This is a genomic window from Roseicyclus marinus, assembly GCF_030163795.1.
Classification (GTDB): domain Bacteria; phylum Pseudomonadota; class Alphaproteobacteria; order Rhodobacterales; family Rhodobacteraceae; genus Roseicyclus; species Roseicyclus marinus.
The window spans coordinates 46,914-66,141 of record NZ_JASJOF010000002.1; the positions used below are offsets into that span (position 1 = coordinate 46,914).

At 56.4% G+C, this 19,228-nt stretch carries 14 protein-coding genes and 2 pseudogenes; 11 read left to right on the forward strand and 5 right to left on the reverse strand.

Annotation, left to right across the window (positions count from 1 at the left end):
• Positions 1 to 84 precede the first annotated feature (84 nt).
• The 5 genes from QQK63_RS03030 to QQK63_RS03050 all read left to right on the forward strand — a co-directional run bounded on the left by QQK63_RS03030 (position 85) and on the right by QQK63_RS03050 (position 5,958).
• Complete coding sequence (locus tag QQK63_RS03030) at positions 85 to 612, forward strand: hypothetical protein (RefSeq protein ID WP_277827670.1); 528 nt, start codon at positions 85 to 87, stop codon at positions 610 to 612.
• A 110-nt stretch (positions 613 to 722) separates the two neighbouring features.
• Positions 723 to 1,265, forward strand: a complete 543-nt coding sequence (locus tag QQK63_RS03035; protein ID WP_277827668.1) for a PDDEXK-like family protein — start codon at positions 723 to 725, stop codon at positions 1,263 to 1,265.
• Between the two features lie 71 nt (positions 1,266 to 1,336).
• On the forward strand, positions 1,337 to 3,601 hold the full coding sequence (locus QQK63_RS03040) for an AAA family ATPase (RefSeq protein WP_277827666.1): 2,265 nt from the start codon (positions 1,337 to 1,339) through the stop codon (positions 3,599 to 3,601).
• Positions 3,602 to 3,649: 48 nt separating this feature from the next.
• Positions 3,650 to 4,555 carry a tyrosine-type recombinase/integrase gene (locus QQK63_RS03045; protein ID WP_277827664.1) on the forward strand — a complete coding sequence of 302 codons (906 nt, stop codon included), beginning with the start codon at positions 3,650 to 3,652 and terminating at the stop codon, positions 4,553 to 4,555.
• A gap of 239 nt (positions 4,556 to 4,794) precedes the next feature.
• Positions 4,795 to 5,958 carry an ATP-binding protein gene (locus QQK63_RS03050; RefSeq protein ID WP_277827662.1) on the forward strand — a complete coding sequence of 388 codons (1,164 nt, stop codon included), beginning with the start codon at positions 4,795 to 4,797 and terminating at the stop codon, positions 5,956 to 5,958.
• Between the two features lie 229 nt (positions 5,959 to 6,187).
• On the opposite strand, the gene QQK63_RS03055 is transcribed toward QQK63_RS03050, so the two are convergent.
• A complete protein-coding gene (locus QQK63_RS03055; protein ID WP_277827660.1) occupies positions 6,188 to 7,450 on the reverse strand; it encodes an O-antigen ligase family protein in 1,263 nt (420 codons plus the stop codon).
• Positions 7,451 to 7,594: 144 nt separating this feature from the next.
• Positions 7,595 to 7,744: pseudogene (locus QQK63_RS03060) on the reverse strand (IS3 family transposase); the annotation flags it as partial.
• 79 nt (positions 7,745 to 7,823) lie between these two features.
• Here QQK63_RS03060 and QQK63_RS17720 point away from each other — a divergent pair.
• From QQK63_RS17720 to QQK63_RS03100, 6 genes and pseudogenes are all read left to right on the forward strand, one after another.
• Positions 7,824 to 9,079 (forward strand): annotated as a pseudogene (locus QQK63_RS17720) (IS3 family transposase).
• Between the two features lie 219 nt (positions 9,080 to 9,298).
• Complete coding sequence (locus QQK63_RS03080; RefSeq protein WP_277827654.1) at positions 9,299 to 10,429, forward strand: glycosyltransferase; 1,131 nt, start codon at positions 9,299 to 9,301, stop codon at positions 10,427 to 10,429.
• Entirely contained in the window at positions 10,422 to 11,561 is a 1,140-nt protein-coding gene (locus QQK63_RS03085) for a glycosyltransferase (protein WP_277827652.1), read from the forward strand. The genes QQK63_RS03080 and QQK63_RS03085 overlap by 8 nt, the downstream gene beginning before the upstream one ends.
• Complete coding sequence (locus QQK63_RS03090) at positions 11,558 to 12,685, forward strand: N-acetyl sugar amidotransferase (RefSeq protein WP_277827650.1); 1,128 nt, start codon at positions 11,558 to 11,560, stop codon at positions 12,683 to 12,685. Before QQK63_RS03085 ends, QQK63_RS03090 begins: the two co-directional genes overlap by 4 nt.
• Positions 12,686 to 12,798: 113 nt before the next feature.
• Positions 12,799 to 13,425 (forward strand): imidazole glycerol phosphate synthase subunit HisH, encoded by a 627-nt coding sequence (gene hisH / locus QQK63_RS03095; RefSeq protein WP_277827648.1) that lies wholly within the window; start codon positions 12,799 to 12,801, stop codon positions 13,423 to 13,425.
• On the forward strand, positions 13,422 to 14,186 hold the full coding sequence (locus QQK63_RS03100; RefSeq protein ID WP_277827645.1) for an AglZ/HisF2 family acetamidino modification protein: 765 nt from the start codon (positions 13,422 to 13,424) through the stop codon (positions 14,184 to 14,186). The genes hisH and QQK63_RS03100 overlap by 4 nt, the downstream gene beginning before the upstream one ends.
• 58 nt (positions 14,187 to 14,244) lie before the next feature.
• On the opposite strand, the gene QQK63_RS03105 is transcribed toward QQK63_RS03100, so the two are convergent.
• From QQK63_RS03105 to asnB, 3 genes are all read right to left on the reverse strand, one after another.
• Entirely contained in the window at positions 14,245 to 15,612 is a 1,368-nt protein-coding gene (locus QQK63_RS03105) for an N-acetyl sugar amidotransferase (protein WP_277827643.1), read from the reverse strand.
• Between the two features lie 123 nt (positions 15,613 to 15,735).
• Complete coding sequence (locus QQK63_RS03110; protein ID WP_277827641.1) at positions 15,736 to 17,259, reverse strand: glycosyltransferase; 1,524 nt, start codon at positions 17,257 to 17,259, stop codon at positions 15,736 to 15,738.
• Between the two features lie 61 nt (positions 17,260 to 17,320).
• Positions 17,321 to 19,216 carry an asparagine synthase (glutamine-hydrolyzing) gene (gene asnB / locus QQK63_RS03115; RefSeq protein WP_277827639.1) on the reverse strand — a complete coding sequence of 632 codons (1,896 nt, stop codon included), beginning with the start codon at positions 19,214 to 19,216 and terminating at the stop codon, positions 17,321 to 17,323.
• Between the last annotated feature and the right edge of the window lie 12 nt (positions 19,217 to 19,228).

Consider the following 19,228-nt stretch of genomic DNA (forward strand, 5'->3'; position numbering starts at 1 on the left):
ACCCGCAAAAAAAATCGGGCGAACACAGGGCTCCTACCCCCTGCATCCGCCCTAACCTCAACGACGACCTATGGAGTCATCGTCATGGCTAAGCCAAATGTAAGCGCCCGGGCGGCGCGGCGCAACGAACAGCGTAAGACTGCCCATCCCATCACCACGAAATTCATCGATTTGCTGAGGTGGCTGCACCTCGCGCTTGCGATCGAGCAGCATCTGATGACCTGTCCGGGCTCGAGCCCCCGCACGGTCAAGGTGATCGCAGCAGCAGAGAGCAGCTGGAACAAGCTCGACATCGACGGCCGTCGTTTCCTTGCCGAAACGGCGCCGTTCGCAAGTCACTGGCCTTTGCGCGAAGCCTGCAAGCTGATGCTCGCGGCTTACCTGCTCCGTGACCACGAGCGCGCACCGATCCTGTTCAGCAAGATCCTGAGGCGCCTTGTCATCCTGCGCTTCATGCCTGGCATCAATGCAGGAATGCGGCCGCCGCTCGCGATTGCAAACGAACTGATGGCACAAGCCTGCGTGCTCGAAAAGCTTTCTGCCGCCTGCCCGATGCCTGAGGCAGCTAGCGCCGCAAGTTCTAAGAGCCCGTCGCCCGATATCCGGGTCTGACAGCTTGCGAAGGCCGACGGGCGTCTGCCCGTCGGCACCCCCCTCACACCTCACAAGACGCCCCTCCCGTTTCGGGAGCTCCGCCCATTGCGAGCGGAAAGGAACACCTCATGCCCAAGCGCCCCTTCAACACCTTGATCTCTGGCGATGACTGCACGCTCAGCCGCGCCTCGGAAGACTTGCGCGACTACCCGAATGTTTCCCCTGACGCTTTGAGCCGCCATGCCCGCGCCATTGGTGCCGCCGGCGAGGCGCTCGTCGACAGCCTCTTGTTGCGCCACGGCCTCACGCCGGCAACCGTCCAAGATGGCCTTGCAACCGACCGTTTGCTCCAGCTGCCGGGAGGTGTTGTCAGGTTGCAGATCAAGACGAGGACCAGTCCTGGCCCCACCGGCTATACGTTCAGGATGGCCAAGGGCTATCGTGGCAATCCCTGCGGGCGGCGGCCTTACAGCACGACGGACTACGATATCGCCGCGCTCGTGATGCTTCCGCTTAACTTGGTTTATTTCACCGCTGAGAAGGCCCCGCAGCACCTGGTACGCTTCTCCGAAATCAGGCGGCTGCACACCTCCCCGCTCGCCAGCCTCGACGTTGCGCTGCGCCACTTTCTTGACCTCGAAGAGATCGAGCCACCCCTGCCCGGCTTCTGAACGTTGAACACGGAGGGCCCGCGCGCGGGCCCTCTTGCTGCACTCCTGATTACTGTTTGGAGACACGTCCTATGGACAGCACTGCTTCGCAATACATCGCAGAACCCACCTCCACGGAAAACTGGGTTTCGAATGCCGAGACTTTTCTTGCTGTAATCGAGCGGCGCGCCATTGGTGATTGGGCCTTTGTCGCCGCTGACGCCCTCTTGCAAAACCAGAGCATTCAAAACGACGGGACCGAGGCCTGTGGAACTGAAGCCGCCGGGGCGGTCTTCGATCAAGACCTCGAAGACATTCTGCAACAGTTTGGTGTGGGACCCGCGACCCAAACCGCTAACCCCGTCACGATCCCAGTAAAGGCAAAGCGAAGACCGCGCACCGCCGCTGCCCAACTCGCGTTGCGCCTTGCACGTCAATTTGGATCTCAAGAGGCGTTTGAGGCCGCTTTGTCCTCTGGACGGCGGATTGTCATCTTCCGCTGTGATCGCGATCTAGTCTCTGTCACCGAACAGCTGTTACCTGACCTGTTGCATCAAACACATCGGATTGGAGGTCGCGTGTCACCCCTCGTCCTGAAGTTGCAACATGCATGCGACAACGCTTCGAGCTCCACCCCCGGTTCGCCGCAAGACATCTCAGACAGTTTACGGCGCGGCCTTGATAGCGATCGTACGGTCGTCATTTTAATGGAGAGTGGCGAAACGCTGCCATCTCTGATCCGCACTCTGCGACCCGAGATCATCGATCTCTCGTCCTTTGATCAGGCGCTTTTGCTGGCGCATTTGCGCCTCCGCTATCCCAATGCCGAACTTACGGAAGAGGAGGTCGACCACGCCTTCCCGGAAAGTGGTGATCTCGCACATATCGGCATGACGGATCTCGCTCATGCCTGCCGCGCCGAGACGCCAGGTGAAGCACTAGGCCTTTTGATCGGCGCAGCCCACGACCAGAATTTCCATGATGGAAGAGAGTTGGCGAATTTCCCAGTGACGACCAAAGTGCGCGAAGAACTCGAGCAGGTCGTGCATGATCTCCGCGACTGGAAGGTTGGACGTATCGGCTGGCAGGACGTGACCCGCGGAATTTTGCTTTGGGGTCCGCCCGGCACGGGAAAGACGGAGCTTCCGAGGTTGGTCGCACGAGAAGCTGGGATCTCGGTCTTGGCCGCCTCGCTTGCAGCGTGGCAAGGCAAGAGCGCTCGCTCAAGCGATACCATCTCGCAGATGCAGGCGTTTTTCCGGGAAGCTGCGGCACGGGCTCCGTGCATCGCGTTCATTGATGAGCTTGATGCAATCGGGGATCGTGCTCGCCCGGCCGATCACAACAGCGCATGGACGTCACTGATCGTCGGGGCTCTTCTAGAACAACTGGATGGGTTTTCCGACCGCAATGGTGTCGTTGTTATTGGGGCAACCAACCATCCCGATCGCATTGACGATGCGCTTATTCGGGCTGGCCGCTTTGATCGGCACATCAGGCTCGATCACCCTACGCCAGACCTCCTGCCTGATGTCCTGCGATGGCATCTAAAAAAGGATCTTGCTGAGCTCGACCTCGCTCCGTTCTCCAGTCGCCTCATCGGGATGAGCGGCGCGGCTGTTGGAGAAGTCGTGCGTCGGGCGCGGGCTCTGGCGCGGCGCGCGCGCAGCAGCCTCAGCCTCACCGACCTCGACGTCGCGCTCTCCGAGCAGCGCCCCAAGCTGCCGAGTGCCCTCCGGCGGGTCATCGCCGTGCATGAAGCGGGACATGCGCTGATCGCCCATGCCATTGGACGCAACACTCCTGACATGCTTGCGATTTTGCCAGAGGGCGGCATCGCGCGCCAATTGGTGACACCAGGGCCCGTCGGGGTTGAGGAGCTCGAAGACGAGCTTGTGGTGCTTCTGGGTGGACGGGCAGCGGAGCGGGTTATGTTTGGACGCGTGACCACCGGTTCAGGAGGTGACGAAACAAGCGATCTTGCTGCGGCAACGAAGATCGCGGTCGCCATCGATTCGTCTTTTTGCTTGGGAGGCTCACCGATCTGGCGGGGGCGGCCGGAATCCGCACAGCGGCACCTGCAGGAAGATCCCGAGCTCCGCAGGCAGGTGGGCATGCGGTTACGTCACGCCGAAAATCGCGCGATGAACGTGCTTACGGCGCACCGTTCTACCCTCGAGCGTCTTGCAGCAGAACTAGACGCAAGAGGCAATCTCGGCAGGGCGGCATTGGCGGCACTTCTTCAAGACATCGAGGCAGGCTCAGCATCCAAGATGGATTGCTCGGCCATCCAGATTGCCAGTGCTGAGCGCCCTTGCTCATCCCGCATGTTCAAAAATGCGGTTCCTCGGGGCTGAACACGGCACTCTTGCCTGATAATCGTCGCAAAAGAGGTATTCAAAACTATGAGCGGGATGTCAGACGCCCCCGAATGGCGCTTCGAGCTTTCACGGCTCGATGGCGCCTATGCGCCCGCGACTATGCGCAGCTACCGTGCCGATCTCGACGCATTCGAGGCGTGGTGCGATGTCAAGGGCGAGATCCCTTTCCCCGCCACCGTGGCGGTGGTTTGCAGTTTCATCGAAGATGAAGGAAGGACGAAGGCACCGTCGACCGTACAGCGCCGTCTTTATGCAATACGTAAAATGCATAGGCTCCTGCGCATGGATGACCCGACCGATGACGAAGAAATCAATCTCTCGCTACGGCGGGTGAAACGGCGTCGATCCGTACGTCCCAAGCAAGCAAAGGGCTTGACGAGGCAATACCTTGCAAGATTTCTGGCCGCACAGCCTGACAGCCCGATCGGGGTGCGGAACCGTGCCATGCTGGCCCTCGGCTACGACTTGCTTATTCGCAGGTCCGAGTTGATCGCGTTGACAACCCACGATCTCGAAGAGGCCTGTGACGGCAGCTACCGGGTGTTGATCCGGCGTAGCAAGTCCGACCAATTCGGCGAAGGGCGGCTTGCCTTCACGTCGCCGCAGACGGCAACCTTGCTCAGGACTTGGTTGGCGGTGCGGGGACCTGAAATTGAGTGGTTGTTTTGCCCTGTATACAAGAACAGGCCGATCAATAGGGGATTGAGCACGACCACGGTCAAACGGCTGATCAAGCAATCCGCATTACGGGCCGGGCTCAGCATTGCGGAGGTTGCGGAATTCAGCGCTCATTCCTTAAGGGTCGGCGCTGCACAGGATCTGCTCTACCGTGGCAAAGATACGACCACGATCATGCGAGCGGGCGGCTGGACATCGATCAACGTGCTTGCCCGCTATCTCAAGAAGGCGGAGCATAATGTTTGGACATGACAATTGTGGCTGCATTTTAGCTATCACTGCCCCATGCATGCCGTGAATTCGCTTGGTTCGGTTGCAGGTTTCACCGCGTGCCGACTGAGCATCGCAATACCTGACCACCGCCCTGAGTTCCTGCCGCTCGTAGCAGCAGCGACAACCGCGCCCTCGTAGGTGCGGGCTAAACGCCTTGGAATAGTCTGGGAACTATTATATCCTTGCAATTATTCCAGATCGTGGAAGATATGCTAGGTATGTATCAGCGTCGAACCCGTCAGGCTGTGCAAGACGCCCTCCAAGCCCAAGCGGCCGTTGTCCTCTTGGGACCCCGTCAGGTTGGCAAGACGACTCTTGCACTGGAGATCGCAGAGCATCACCCATCCGTCTACCTTGATCTCGAGCGTGACGCAGATCGGCAGGTCCTGTCAGAACCGGATCTTTATCTGGACGAGCAGATCGGAAAGCTCGTTATTTTGGACGAGGTTCAGCAAATGCCGGATCTGTTCAAGACCCTCCGCGGTCAGATCGATATGCGGCGCCGCAAGGGTGCCCGAACAGGCCAGTTCCTCCTCCTTGGATCTGCATCCAACCTGCTTCTTCATCAATCGGCCGAGTCCCTGGCCGGGCGCGTTCGTTACATCGAAATGCCCCCGCTTCAGCTGGATGAGGTCGGTTCTGACAGTTTGAATGATCTGTGGTTGCGCGGCGGCTTTCCGGACAGTTTCCAAGCCGCCAGCGATCCCGAGAGCCTGGCCTGGCGCGAAGACTTTCTAAGAACCTATCTCGAACGCGATATCCCGGCCCTCGGGCCACGCATCCCGGCGACTACGCTACGCCGTTTCTGGACGATGCTGGCGCATTCACAAGGTGGCCTTCTGAATGCAAGCGCATTGGCCGGTGGCTTAGGCGTTTCAGGACAGACAGTCGGACGATACCTCGACCTCCTCGTTGACCTGATGCTGGTCCGTCGATTGCAGCCGTGGCACGAAAATGTCGGCAAGCGTCTTGTGAAGTCGCCCAAAGTTTACGTTAGGGACAGCGGGCTCGTCCATGCGTTGCTCAACCTTGGGTCGATTGAAGGCGTTCTGGGGCATCCGGTCGTCGGCGGGAGCTGGGAAGGGTTGTGCATCGAGACCCTGATCGCCACAGCGCCAACAGGTAGCGAGCCCTACTTCTACAGGACTGCAGCGGGGGCCGAATTGGACCTAGTCCTGCGGCTTCCCGGAAACGACATTTGGGCAATCGAGATCAAGCGGACGACCGCGCCCAAGGTGTCGCGCGGGTTTCACCTAGCCGTACAGGACATCAAGGCTGACCGGCAGCTCCTCGTCTATGCCGGCGAACGCGAAATCCCAGCAGGTGATGGGGTGCGCGCGCTGTCCTTATCGGCGGCCGTTCAACACCTGCGCGAGGTTTAGGTATTCAGTCCCGGCATGTGGTGGATCGGATTGAGGATCAGTCGATCTGGCTCCGAAATCTCGTAGGCCTTGCTGACGGATAGTCGTCTTTTCCGGACATTTGGCCTAAACTAGGCACATCTAAGAGCCCCGATTGCGACAACGCGGCCTTTTCGCGTTTCAGCGCCCCCTACGACCTACGCTTCAGACGACCAAGGCATCTTGCCTGCTTACGCACACCGAGATCCAATCAAACTTGGTGGCTTGCGCCCGCGCCTGTCCCCAGCAATCCCCTGCCCCGCAAGTATCCATAGGCAACGGCGATAAAGGCCATACCCGCCTGTCCGTGCTCATTCATCATGGTCGTGTTGCCGAGACCCGCCACGACAAAGCCAACCGCCACCAGCAGACCACCCACGGCAATCCCACGATCGACCGGGTCGTTCTGGTCACGACCAAGAACGATCGGCAGAAATGTTCTGAAGTACAGAAATAGGAGGAGTGTCACCAGCACAATGCCCACAAGGCCGCGCTCGATCAGCATGGTGGTCCAGAGGTTGTGACCATGACCGTAGTGCCAGTACACGTTGGGGTCGTACTCGAGGCCTTCAGCCTCAACGGCTTCGCGGACGACCCCTTCTGATGTCGCTGGCCCGAAACTGAACCAGCCCGTCCCCAGAATTGGGTGCCGGTCCCAGACCGCCAAAGCTGAGTTCAGGATCGTGTCACGCCCGGAGAATATGCTGTCGCCCGAGACGCGATAGGCCAACTCCGCCCTGAAATTGGCTGCTGGTGGCGTCATGAGGGCGCCCGCGACGATGATTACTCCAGCAGCTATCGCCGCCGGGAGCCCGCGAAGCGACCAGCGCCAAACCGCGTAGATACTGATAGCAAAAATTAAAACTGCCGTGACGGCCACACCGCCAACAAGGCTTCTCGACGGCGGGAGAAAGGCCAGCGTTGACGCAATCGCCAGCAACCCAAGCACTTGCAGCCACCTGTTTTGCAGATACAGGGCACCCAACCCCGCAGCGAGGGTTACGAGTGTGTACATGGACGAGTGATTGACGTGCCCAACCGACCGAAACTCCGGATAGTCTTTTCCGTTGGAGGACCAAACCCAGAAGCTCTCCACGACTGCCCACAGGCCACCAACCAGTAGCGCTGCCCAGATCAAGAGCAGTTGAGAACGCGAATAGTCCAGCTGCGCAGCTGCGATCACAAAGAGCGCAAGCAGTGTCCACCGCGGCGCAGAATTTAGGGGCGTGATCGTGTCTCCATACGCGGAGAACATCGGCGCTAGCCACAAGACAGCCGCGAGGCCCACAATGGGCCAGTTGAAGACGCAATTAGCGCCGAGCGACTTGGTGCGGACCGCCTGCATGACCCACGCAATCAGGAACAGCGCGCTGAAGATGTTCTTAGGCGCCTCAAATAGTGGAATGCAAAGTATGGCTAAAGAAAGAAAAAGTACCTCGACGAGCGTCCCTGCGCGTTGATTATAATTTATCATTAGGTGCCTACCTGTGTTGCAAACTTTACCTGTATTTCCAAATTTCTCTTCATAAAAGGTTAAGAATCCCGGAAATTCCAGCTTCCGGCAGCCCGAAGAGGGGGATGTAAACCTTGAGCTGCTGCCGGTTCCGCGGACACAGGGTTAAGTTTGCATAGGTCGGTCATCTAACGCCATGGGGCTTAGGGAGCCCAGCATCGAGTAGTGTCGCCTCGGATTGTAGAAGCACTCGATGTAGTCGAACACGTCGGCACGGGCGGCATCGCTGGTGCGGTAGACCTTGTAGGCTGTCTGAGCTGCTCCCCGAAAATCGGACAGTGACGTAAGCCACGATATGACGTCTGCTGGTCTCCAAGAACGAGGAGATCAGAACATGAAGAAGCGCAGGAACCATGATGCTGGGTTCAAAGCTCGCGTGGCGCTGGAAGCCGTGAAGGGTGAGCGCACGGTGTCGGAGCTGGCCGCCGAATATGGCGTGCATCCGACGATGATCCATCAGTGGAAGAAGGCCCTCTTGGATGGCGCGGCCGACATCTTTGAGCGGGGCGGCAAGAGAGCGCCTGAGATCGACGAGCAAACGGTGCGGTCGTTGCATGCCAAGATCGGGGAGCTGGCTGTGGCCAATGATTTTTTGTCCAGAAAGCTCAAGCCCTGGACCGGCAAGTGAGGCGCGGGATGATCGAGAAAAACCATCCGAGCCTGTCGGTCGGGGCACAATGCCGTCTGCTGTCGATCTCGCGGTCGTCGTTCTACTACGAGCTGATAGGCGAGACGGCGATGAACCTCGACCTCATGGTAGTGATCGACCAGCAGTTCCTTGAGACGCCGTTTTATGGCGTCCAGCAGATGACATGGCACCTGCGGAACGAGGGGTATGTCGTAAACTAGAAACGCATTCGTCGACTGATGCGGCTGATGCACCTGATGCCGATCTCCCTCAGTCCCTTCACCTGCCTGCCCCCGTCGTTCTCCACTCGGAGCATCAGGCCTGTGTCCCGCGTCAGCGCCAATTCCAAATAAACAAGGTTCGGAACTGGCCCTGACGCTTATGTCTGGGGAAAATTCAAACGGCGGTTTTGGGGAGATTACGTCCGGCGGTTACATGGAGGGCTGCGGGTCGATAGGCCCAATCAAGTCTGGTGCGCCGACATCACCTACATCCCGATGCGCCGCGGCTTCCTCTATCTGGTTTCCATCATGGACGGGTATACTCGGAGGGTGCTGGCCTGGCGGATATCCAACACGCCGGAAGCCGACTTCTGCGTGGAGGCTTTGAACGAGGCAATCCACAGCTTCGGTCCGACCGAGATCATGAACATCGATCAGGGGTCGCAGTTCACATCATTCGTATGGACGGACCGGCTGAAAAGGGTCGGCCGCCGGATCTCGATGGATGGTAAGGGACGCTGCATCGACAACAACTTCATTGAGCGTCTCTGGCGGTCCTTGAAGTACGAATGCGTTTATCTGCACGCTTGGGAAACCGGGTCGCAGGCTTGGGTCGGCATCGGGCGCTGGATCACCTTCTGCAACCACCAGCGCCCTCACACAGCCCATGGCGGACAGCCGCCCACCGTGATCTACTTCAACGCCATCGAAGCCGATCAGCAGGTGCAGGCAGTAGCTTAAATTACCCGGAAAGCTGTCCAAGAGTTGGGGTGTAGCTCAATATTCCTTCGCTTCTTGCGCGGCCTTAGCGCGCACCTTATTGGCTTTGTAAAAGCCATGGCGGCCACCAACAAAAGAAGTGCCCTGTGTTGAGTGTGTTGGAATTCAGGCTGAGGAGCGACGCAGTTGCATAACATTTTACATGTAACCCTGACGCCTTGTCGCAATGAGAGCCGCCTGATGAAGCAGTGCAGCACCTTGGCGGCCAACTCTGGAATATCGCAAGTTGTGATTGCCGCTCTTTGGGAAGATGATTTGCCGCCTGAAGAAAATCTCGTTTCAGGCGTGGTGGTGCGGCGACTGCGGTTGCGCAGCCGGAACTGGGGACGCAGCCTGCCAATACAGCTTATCAAATATCTGGAATTCCTGATCCGTGTACTCTTGCTGGCCTTTCGGTTGCGCGTTTCGGCCATCAGTTGCCATGCGCTGGCGCTCTTGCCATTGGGGGCGACGGTCAAGCTGCTCACCCGAGCGCGGCTGATCTACGATGCGCATGAGTTGGAAACTGAACGAGCCGGGCTGCACGGACTACGAAAGCGGCTCTCACAGATCGTGGAACGGCGATTGATCCCCTATTGCGACCATACGTTTGTTGTAAGCGAGAGCATCCACAATGATTACGTCGCCCGATACGGGCTCAGCCGCATTTCGACAGTGATGAACTGCCCGCATCGTTTGGAGCATCGTCCTGTCTCGAGCCGCTTTCGGGATATTTTTTCTATTCCCGATAGCGATGTGATCTTTCTTTATCAGGGGTTGCTTGACGAAGGGAGAGGGCTACGGCTGATGCTGGACGCGTTTAAGCTGTTACAGGCGCGCAGCAATACCGCGCATCTGCACCTCGTGATCATGGGATATGGTCCCATGAAGGAAGAAATCGAGCAAATGGCAGCCCATGTTCCTTGCATTCACCTTCATCCCGGCGTGGCCCCTGATCAGGTTCTTGATTATACTGCGTCTGCTGATATTGGTCTGTCACTGATTGAACCAATCAGTCTGAGCTACGCCTATAGCCTGCCTAACAAGCTTTTCGAGTATCTGGCCTGCGGCTTGCATGTCTTATGTGCCGACCTGCCTGAAATTCGCCGACATGCAGATAATCTGAATATCACGCTTTTGCCCAAACTCAGCGCCGAGGCGCTGGCCGGGTACTGTATCGTGCTTTCTAAGGGGAATAAGGCAAACACATCTCCTTTACCCAAACAATATAGTTGGGAATATCAGGGCGAAGTGATGATGCAGGCATATCGTACGTGCTTGACCGATCTCGCTACACTAACGGTGTCAGAAGAAAGAGCTTCTGATGCGTAGCAATATTCATCTCTACCCAAGTGATTTCCGTTCCGAAAGCCGGATAATGCGCGAAGCACGCGCCCTAGCTGGCATGAATATCTTCAGCCATATCTATCTGATTGGTGCATGTTCTGCAGATCTGCCAAAGCGCGAGCAGATCGACCCAAGGATAACGCTTTACCGTCTCGGGCCGCGAAAGGAGCGTTTCCGTTCAGCGCCTGCGCGGATGATCTGGCTGGTATGCTGGATGGGTGCAGTTCTATGGTTTTGCCTGCGTCATCCACTGGCTTGTGTGAACGCGCATAGCCTGCCGGTGCTGCCACTTGCGGCGCTAATCAAGGGACTCAAATCTTGCTATTTGGTTTATGATACCCATGAGCTGGAAACCGAGACCGGGTATTCGCGCGGGCTGCGCAAACGTCTGGCCAGCTTCATCGAACGCCGCTTCATTCGTGTATGTGACCGGCATGTTTTTGTCGGTCAGGCGATCGCTGACTGGTATCAGGAACGCTACGGGCTGACCGACCCCATGGTGGTCTATAACGTACCATGCCTGAGCGGACAGATCCCCTCCGATCCGCAGGGCGGCCTACGCAACAGGCTCGGTATTGCGCAAAATCAACCGATTGCGCTGTATCAGGGACTTCTGGGGCAGGGGCGCGGCGTCAATGTCTTGCTTGAGGTTGCGGCTTTGGTGCCTGAGATGGCGATTGTTTTTCTTGGTTTCGGCCCGCTAGAAGAACAGGTGCGCAACGCGGCTGCGGAGCAGGCCAATATTTACTTTCATCCACGCGTGCCCCCCGAAGAGCTGTTGCCGATCACCAAGAGTGCCGATTTCGGCCTGTCATTCATCGAGCCGGTCAGTTTGAGTTATGAGCTGTGCATGCCCAATAAGATGTTCGAATATATGCACGCAGATATCCCGGTATTGGTTTCGCCAACCACCGAGCAGAAACGGTTGATCGAAAGATTTGGTGCCGGTTTGGTGGCGTGCTCGGTTTCCGTTTCTGATATTGCCGATTGCCTGCGACTGGCGCTGCGCGCGGATCGGACCGCCTTGCAGCAAGGTTGCAGGGCCGCAACAGTGCATTACGCATGGGAAAATCAGGTAGACATCTTGCGCCGCGTACACCAAGTGCTGAAGAGATGACCGAACGAGCAAGCTGTCGCCGTTGTATTATGAACCGCGTGGTTGATCCGCTCATCACCTTCGATAGAAGCGGGCTGTGCAACCATTGTTCGCGTTATGATGCTTTGATCAGTTCCCGTGTGTTCACCGGACAAGAGGGTAAAGATAAGATTGCTGCCTTGGTTGCGACAATCAAGGCGGCGGGGAAGGGGCGCGACTATGATTGCCTCATCGGGGTGAGCGGCGGGGTCGACAGCACCTATGTTGCCTATTTGGCCAAAAAACTTGGGCTGCGCCCGCTGGCTGTGCATTTAGACAATGGCTGGAATTCAGAATTGGCGGTGATGAATATCGAACGCGTTCTGAAGAAGCTCGATATCGATCTGATGACCTATGTGATCGACTGGGAAGAATTCCGCGATCTGCAAATGGCCTTCCTGAAAGCCTCCACCCCAGATGGGGAGATCCCCACAGATCATGCAATCAATGCGCTGCTTTGGCAGCAGGCGCTCAAGCACCGGATCAAATACATCATCTCGGGAATGAACTTCGCCACCGAAGCGCTCAGCGTGCCGCATTGGGCCTACGGTCATTCCGACTGGCGCTATATCCGCGATGTGCATCGCCGCTTTGGCACACGAAAGCTGAAGACCTATCCGCATTTCGGCCTGCCGTATCTGGGTTATCTGAATTTCCTGCGCGGGGTCCGCACGGTCTCAATCCTGAATTATGTAGACTATAACAAGCAGGAGGTGATGCAAACAATCCAGGATGATCTTGGATGGGTCTATTATGGCGGCAAGCATTACGAGTCAATCTACACCCGCTTTTTCCAAGGCTATATCCTGCCGCGTAAATTCAGCATCGATAAACGTTACGGCCATCTATCGGATCTGATCAATTCCGGTCAGCTTAGCCGTGAGGCCGCGCTGCGCGAGATCCAGCAGCCCCCCTATCCTGAAGCGCTGCTGGCCCAAGACATGGATTTCGTGCTGAAGAAATTCCAGATCAGCCAGGCCGAGTTTGACGCACTCATGGCGCTGCCGACGCGCAGTTTTCGTGATTTCAAAAATCAGTATAACCGGATCGAGTTGCTCAAGAAGCTGGTTACAAAGCTGCGCGCGCGAGGGCTCTATCCAAAATAACATTTTGCCGCTGAGAGCAAACGAGTGGCTTGAAGCATGGTACGAAAGCAGCCTAAGTCTGAGCCTAGAACTGGCCGTTGCCAGCGTACAGCCTGAATCCGGAGTTCGAAGAGATGATCGTGATTGTGGATTACGGGGTCGGCAACCTGATGTCGGTGCGCAATATGGCGCGCAAGGTCGGGGCTCAGGCGACCATTTCAGGCGATGCAGATGAAATCGCCGCCGCCGACCGGATCATCCTGCCCGGCGTTGGCCATTTCAATTACGGCATGGAGAGGCTGCGTGCCTCGGGTCTGGTTGATGTGCTGAATAAAGCTGCTTTGGAAGACAAAAAACCCTTCCTTGGCATCTGCTTGGGCGCGCAGATCCTGGGCAAGGGCAGCGAAGAAGGTGACGCGCCTGGTCTTGGCTGGATTGACATGGAATGCACGCGCTTTCCCCGCGCTGATCATCTGCCGGTGCCGCATATGATGTGGAACGAGTTGGAGATCAAACAGCCCGGCACGATGCTCGACAGCGCCTCGGATCAGGCGCGCTACTATTTCGTACACTCCTATTACATGAATTGCGCCGCCCCTGAAAACGTGGTCGCCACCACGCGCTACGGGGTGGAATTTACCTCTGTGGTCAAGCAAGGCAATATCATGGGCATGCAGTTCCATCCTGAGAAATCCCTAAAATACGGGATGGAGATCATACGCGCCTTCAACGAATTCGGCACGGCAGGACCCGCTCAATGATTATCAAGACACGCGTTATTCCGGTTCTTTTGCTGCGCGGTGGCGGGCTGGTGAAAACGGTCAAGTTCAAGAACCCGACCTATGTGGGTGATCCGATCAATTCAGTGCGCATCTTCAACGAGAAAGAAGTCGATGAGCTGGCCTTTCTCGACATTTCCGCCACGCCGGAGAAACGCGGCCCCAACTTCGATCTGCTGCAGGATATTGCCAGTGAGGCGTTCATGCCCATGGCTTATGGCGGCGGCATCCGTTCCTTTGAGGATGCCAAGCGAATCCTCTCGATCGGCTTCGAAAAGGTGATCGTGAACACCCTGGCTCATAGTGATCCCGATGCGGTGCGCAAGATCGTCTCGGTTTACGGCGCGCAAAGCGTTGTGGCATGTCTGGATGTGAAGAAATCCCTGCTCGGTAAGGCGGCCTTGTTCACCCATTCCGGCGCGATGGCAATCAAGACCAGCATCGACCAGCACCTTAAAAATCTCGAAGCGATGAATGTGGGCGAGATCCTGATCAACTCGATTGACCGCGATGGCACCCAGTCAGGCTACGATCTGAAGATGCTGAAATCGATCACCGAGAAGGTGGATGTGCCCACCGTGGCCTGCGGCGGTGCCTACAGTATGGAGTGCTTCGTGCAAGCGGTGAAGGAGGCGGGCTGCTCGGCAGTGGCCGCCGGGTCGATGTTCGTCTTTCACGGCAAGCACCGCGCAGTGCTGATCAGCTACCCCAAGCGCGTCGATCTGGAAGCAAATCTGCCCTGAAACCCGCCCACTAGTACAATTTTGTCGAGCGATTGGCTTCTACAGTTTTCAGGTCGCCCTAGCGTCCCAGCATCTTCCGCGCGGCCGCTTTGCCATAGTTGCGCATACGAACGGCTTGCCGCAGCACCTTGTTGCCTAAGGCTTTGCCATACGCTCCGCCGCGGCGACCGGTTGCCAGCACCTTGTTTCCCATTACCTTCGGCAGTCCGCTAATTTGCTTAGCCTTGCTGCGCAGCGCCAGTGCTTTCTGATAGCGCCCATGCCAGAGCTCGAACTGGCCCTCATTATGCGGAAACTCGCTGTAATGGCGGCAGGGCTCGTGGATCAGCTTTTCCAGTTCTTCTTCGGAAATTCCCAGTTTCTTGGATACAAAAGCTTTGTCCTCGGCAAGCATATTGCCGGTATAGAGCGGCTTTTCCAGCTCTTTGAGAGCCTGCTCGCGGGTCATCTGACCCGCCACTACAAGGCTTGCTAGATGCGCCTTGCGTTTGTCGTAGCCGAATTTGTAGGGCAGGTAGTAGCCTTGGAAGAAGCGGGTCCAGCGGCTCTCGTAATGCTTGCCGCCATAGTAGCGCCAGCCCCAGTCGCGCTCGAGGATGCGCATCGCTTCTTCCTTGTCATATTCAATGAAGTTGAGCGGTGCGAGCACCTTCATCCCTTTGACCATCGGGAAGCGGAAATAGAAATCCCAGAACCCGACCCGCGGGAAGCTCTTGAGCTTGCGGGTGCCGAATTCTTTGTGAATGGACTCCAGATGTTTGATGTCCATCGCATTGTAACCCCAAGCTTGGGGAAGAATACTCTCGGTGGCGAAATTGCTACCGGAAATCACATATTTGATGTCCGATTTGATCGCGTAGGAATAGAGCGCCGCGAAAAAGGCGTGATCCTGGGGCACATCCTGATTGGCCACGTTGGAGCGCATGAAGGCCAGTTGCACATCCTTCATTTCTTCCCAATCAACCACATGAGTGACCAGATCAATCCCCAAGCGGCGGGTGATTTCTTCGATATTCTGGACCGCCAGCTCCGAATTCCAGCCGGCATCCACATGCACTACCAGCGGACGCAAGCCCCATTCGACGACCTTAACCGCAATGTATGAGCTGTCGATCCCCCCTGACATGCCGATGATGCAGTCATATTCCTTGCCTTTGCCATAGGCTTTGACCTCTGCGAGCATGGCAGCGAGCTTACGAGCGCCTTCCTCATTGGGGAACCAGGCTGGGGTGATGTTGTTCTCGAAATACTTGCAGTGATTGCACACACCGTCTTCGTCAAATTCGATCAGCGGATCGGTGGTATCCATAATACAGCGGGTGCAAACCTGATAAAGACTATCCTTAGACACGAATGCAGCTTCGGTGATTGGTGAGCCATCCAGAGGGGCGCAGGCCGGCAAGGCATTGGTCAAATCAATAGTCATGTCATCAGTGTCCGAATGTGGCGAGATTGCAAGAAAGATGCTTCAGGTTGGAGTAGGTAGCTTCTTTTGCCTGCCTGCGCAACGATGAGCGTGTTCGAAGCAATGTCGCATAAATGGACCACCTCACAAAAGAGTGTTGTAATGGGCAAGAAGTTTTTCCTTTTCCACATCCCAGTTCAACTCCTTCGCCGCGTTCAGGGCATTGCGCTTGAATCTCATAATTGAAGCTCGGTCAAATGCGTTGATACTCGCAGCAATCTGCTGCTCATCATAATCAGACACCAGATGACCCATGTCATATTGCCGGGTCAAACTTGCCATCTCTGGCAGGTCGCTGACACATAAAGCAAGGCCCGCTGCAACATATTCGAAGAATTTATTTGGCAGCACGAAGCGCTTTTGCGGCGAGGCATCGTAATGGACAAAATAGCCGATATCGGCCTCATTGGCACGTGGAATGATCTGATCGAAGGGCACTGGACCCTCGATACGCACCCTGTGCCCTAGGCCCAGACCTTCTGCCTGGGTGCGCAGATGTTCGATATAAACGGGATCACCATTACCCCGTAGAAGTAGATCGAATTCGTCACGCCATAGCGGCATGGATGCGATGGCCATATGCAGTCCACGCACATGGCTGATATCACCGTGATAGAGCACGGTCAGTCGATCTCTTGGCTCCTGTGCTTCGAATGGGCGGTAGAACGGCGTGGAGCGGATCAGCTGCACGGGTCGCTTGAGCCGTTCTTCGCGGTTCATCAACTTCGCAATTCCGGCACTGACGGTTGTGACACTGTCAGCGCGCGGCAGATAGTAATCATGCATACCGGAAACATAAGGCAGGGTATATTTCACCCATGCCGGATCATGGGCATACTGCCCACGTGCATATTCGTGACAGTCGACAGAAATCTTGGCTTTGAACTGATCCCGCACAGCAAAGGCAACTTCACAGGAATGAAAGTCATGTGCCAGAACCAAATCGGCCTTCAGCTCTGGGTGCGCTTTCGCGAAGTCACGGACTGTCTTTGTATGATAGCGCCAGAGCGGAATATGGGCATGATGCATCCGCGCCATGCCCATGCGCCAGATGCGGCCAAGGGGTAAACGGCACAACACTTTTGCCGCGCGGCGTAGGAATTCATGGAAGTGGATTTCGTCTGAAGAGTAGGGATGGCTCGCGGACATTTTCACAAAATGCCAATTCGGATTTGTCTCTGTATGTCCCTGATAGCCGACCACGACAACGCTCCATCCAGCGTCCATCAAGGCCTGGCTTTGCCGGAGCACACGAGGTTCGTTGGACACGCCGGTGAACGAGACGATCCATGCGATTTTCTCCTGTAGTGGCGCGCCAACCTGATAGGCAATGCGCGTCTCATCAGAACGGCGCTGCTCCATGTTCCGAAATTTCTGGAACGGAGGCGCGATCCTAAACGGCATCAGAATGAATCCAGCCAAGCTGGCGCATATTCGGGCAGGCCATAACAAAAATAGCCTGTAAGCGACGACCAGAACACGCTTTATGTAAATGCGTGCCCAACGGGATGCCGTGATCATCAACCCGACCAAACCAATGAGCCAAGGTGCATGATTACGGGCCATGCGTTTATAGCTTTCCGGAATCAGGTTCAGTAATCTGCGCATGACTTGCTCTTTTTGTGAAACGTGATGATGCGCCTCTTGAGGTTCTTAAGCAGGAGAACTCTCATTCGGCACCGCTCCAACACCCGGATCGCTGCATGTCAATCACCTCACCAGCGCTCGCCCAAGCCCAAAGGAAAGATGAGTAATCGCCTTCGCCGGATTGCTGCTTGGTCCAGTAATCTTCGATACGCGTCATGTCGACATCCTCAAGCTCGGTCAGCAAGCCAGAGAAAATGCGCTGTTCAACCCAGTCCCGAATTGCGGGCGCATCAATCCAGGTGTCCTGGGGCGCGGCAAATCCGACTTTGTCCACGCGCCACAAAATGGACTTGGGCAGGTAGTTTTTCATTGCGTCACGCATGATCTTCTTTTGCCAGCCATCATCGATTAATGCGCTTGCAGGAAGCTGGGTGCAAAAGTCCACAAGCTGGTAGTCGAGAAATGGATATCGGGCCTCGATACTATGGGCCATTGCGTTACGGTCACCCGAGAAAACGTTGGACGGCAGTGAAGAATACAGCAAATTGAAAGCAAGTTCTCGGTGCAGCATGCTGCTGCCAATGCCTGGCATCAATTCTTCGGTGTCATACTTGAAATAGTTGTTGAGCAGGCCGAGGGTCGTGGATTCAACCTTGTCCTCGGGAATACTGTCGCGCGGTGCAAAACGTCTGCATGCTTGATCATAGCGCATTGCCTCACGCATCAACAGCTTGTCACGTTTGCGCGTCATCTTGCCGGTCTGATAGCGCCCAAGCTGATAAAGTTGATCAATTTGATGCGCCCAGAAATGGACTTGGTAACCGGCCAAAAGTTCATCTGCCCCTTGGCCATCTAGCAACACCTTGTAACCCAGCTCTGCTGCCCGCTGCATCACGCACCATTCCAGATACATGGACATGCCCGCAACAACCGTTTCCTGATGCCAATGCATGGTGCGCAAATCACGCGCCAATTCATCCGCATTTGGTGTTACGCAGCGCCCGGTCAGCCTGACCTTTGCCAGCACCGCATCGATATGCGCTCCCTCCGAAATGGTTGGATCATCCGGGAAACGGGCCGAAATGGTTTCCTTAATATCTGCCTTGCCTCGGCGGGTCAGATCGGACAGGATCGCAACAATTGAAGATGAGTCCAGCCCTCCTGACAGGCTTGCTGTCACCGGAACATCTGATCGCGTGCGCATCGACACCGATCGGAAAAGATGGTCCCGAAGCATCTGTTGCAATTCGCGTTTCGGTCGTCCCGCCAACTCCATACCGTAGTTTGGCACCCAATAGCGCCAACGCCTTTGTATATCACCGTTCAAGGTGATCCGCATTGCATGTGCAGAGGGAAATTGTTGAACTCCGCTAAATACGGTCTCCGATAGCCCGTAGATCAGATGGCCACCCACCACTTTTGAAAGGGTGCGCAGGTCAAGGGCACTGTCAATCTCCGGACAGGCCAGCAAGGCCTTGATCTCGGAAGCAAAAGCTAGCCCCCCTGTACGTGTTCGCGCCATGTAGAGCGGCTTTTCCCCGAACCTGTCACGCCCCACAAGAGCACTGCCCCGTTCCGCATCCCAAATCACAAATGCGAACATGCCGTTGAGCTTGCTCAATACCTCGTCACCCCAGTGCTCGTAGGCTTTCAAAAGTACTTCGGTGTCGCCGGTCGTGCGAAAACTGCAGCCCTTGGCCTCCAGCTCGGTTCGCAGCTCCAGATAGTTGTAGATCTCGCCATTATACACCATTGCCAGAGCACCATCACGCAGCACCATTGGTTGGTTGGAGGCATCACTGACATCCAAAATGGACAGGCGGCGAAAACCCAGATTGACGGATCCTTGTTCACCGATCTGTTGCTGCCAAAGGCCTGCATCATCAGGGCCGCGATGCGAGAGCCGATCGCGCATTCGCTCCAGAACCGTTGAATCCAGAACTTTTTGCCCATGCAAAAGCGCTACAAATCCACACATTGTCGCGCCCCT

What these genes read in the sequence shown, in the direction of transcription:
- QQK63_RS03030 (WP_277827670.1), top strand. Translation starts at nt 85, where the DNA reads ATGGCTAAGCCAAATGTAAGCGCCCGGGCGGCGCGGCGCAACGAACAG.
- QQK63_RS03035 (WP_277827668.1), top strand. Translation starts at nt 723, where the DNA reads ATGCCCAAGCGCCCCTTCAACACCTTGATCTCTGGCGATGACTGCACG.
- QQK63_RS03040 (WP_277827666.1), top strand. Translation starts at nt 1,337, where the DNA reads ATGGACAGCACTGCTTCGCAATACATCGCAGAACCCACCTCCACGGAA.
- QQK63_RS03045 (WP_277827664.1), top strand. Translation starts at nt 3,650, where the DNA reads ATGAGCGGGATGTCAGACGCCCCCGAATGGCGCTTCGAGCTTTCACGG.
- QQK63_RS03050 (WP_277827662.1), top strand. Translation starts at nt 4,795, where the DNA reads ATGTATCAGCGTCGAACCCGTCAGGCTGTGCAAGACGCCCTCCAAGCC.
- QQK63_RS03055 (WP_277827660.1), bottom strand. Translation starts at nt 7,450, where the DNA reads ATGATAAATTATAATCAACGCGCAGGGACGCTCGTCGAGGTACTTTTT.
- QQK63_RS03080 (WP_277827654.1), top strand. Translation starts at nt 9,299, where the DNA reads ATGAAGCAGTGCAGCACCTTGGCGGCCAACTCTGGAATATCGCAAGTT.
- QQK63_RS03085 (WP_277827652.1), top strand. Translation starts at nt 10,422, where the DNA reads ATGCGTAGCAATATTCATCTCTACCCAAGTGATTTCCGTTCCGAAAGC.
- QQK63_RS03090 (WP_277827650.1), top strand. Translation starts at nt 11,558, where the DNA reads ATGACCGAACGAGCAAGCTGTCGCCGTTGTATTATGAACCGCGTGGTT.
- hisH (WP_277827648.1), top strand. Translation starts at nt 12,799, where the DNA reads ATGATCGTGATTGTGGATTACGGGGTCGGCAACCTGATGTCGGTGCGC.
- QQK63_RS03100 (WP_277827645.1), top strand. Translation starts at nt 13,422, where the DNA reads ATGATTATCAAGACACGCGTTATTCCGGTTCTTTTGCTGCGCGGTGGC.
- QQK63_RS03105 (WP_277827643.1), bottom strand. Translation starts at nt 15,612, where the DNA reads ATGACTATTGATTTGACCAATGCCTTGCCGGCCTGCGCCCCTCTGGAT.
- QQK63_RS03110 (WP_277827641.1), bottom strand. Translation starts at nt 17,259, where the DNA reads ATGCGCAGATTACTGAACCTGATTCCGGAAAGCTATAAACGCATGGCC.
- asnB (WP_277827639.1), bottom strand. Translation starts at nt 19,216, where the DNA reads ATGTGTGGATTTGTAGCGCTTTTGCATGGGCAAAAAGTTCTGGATTCA.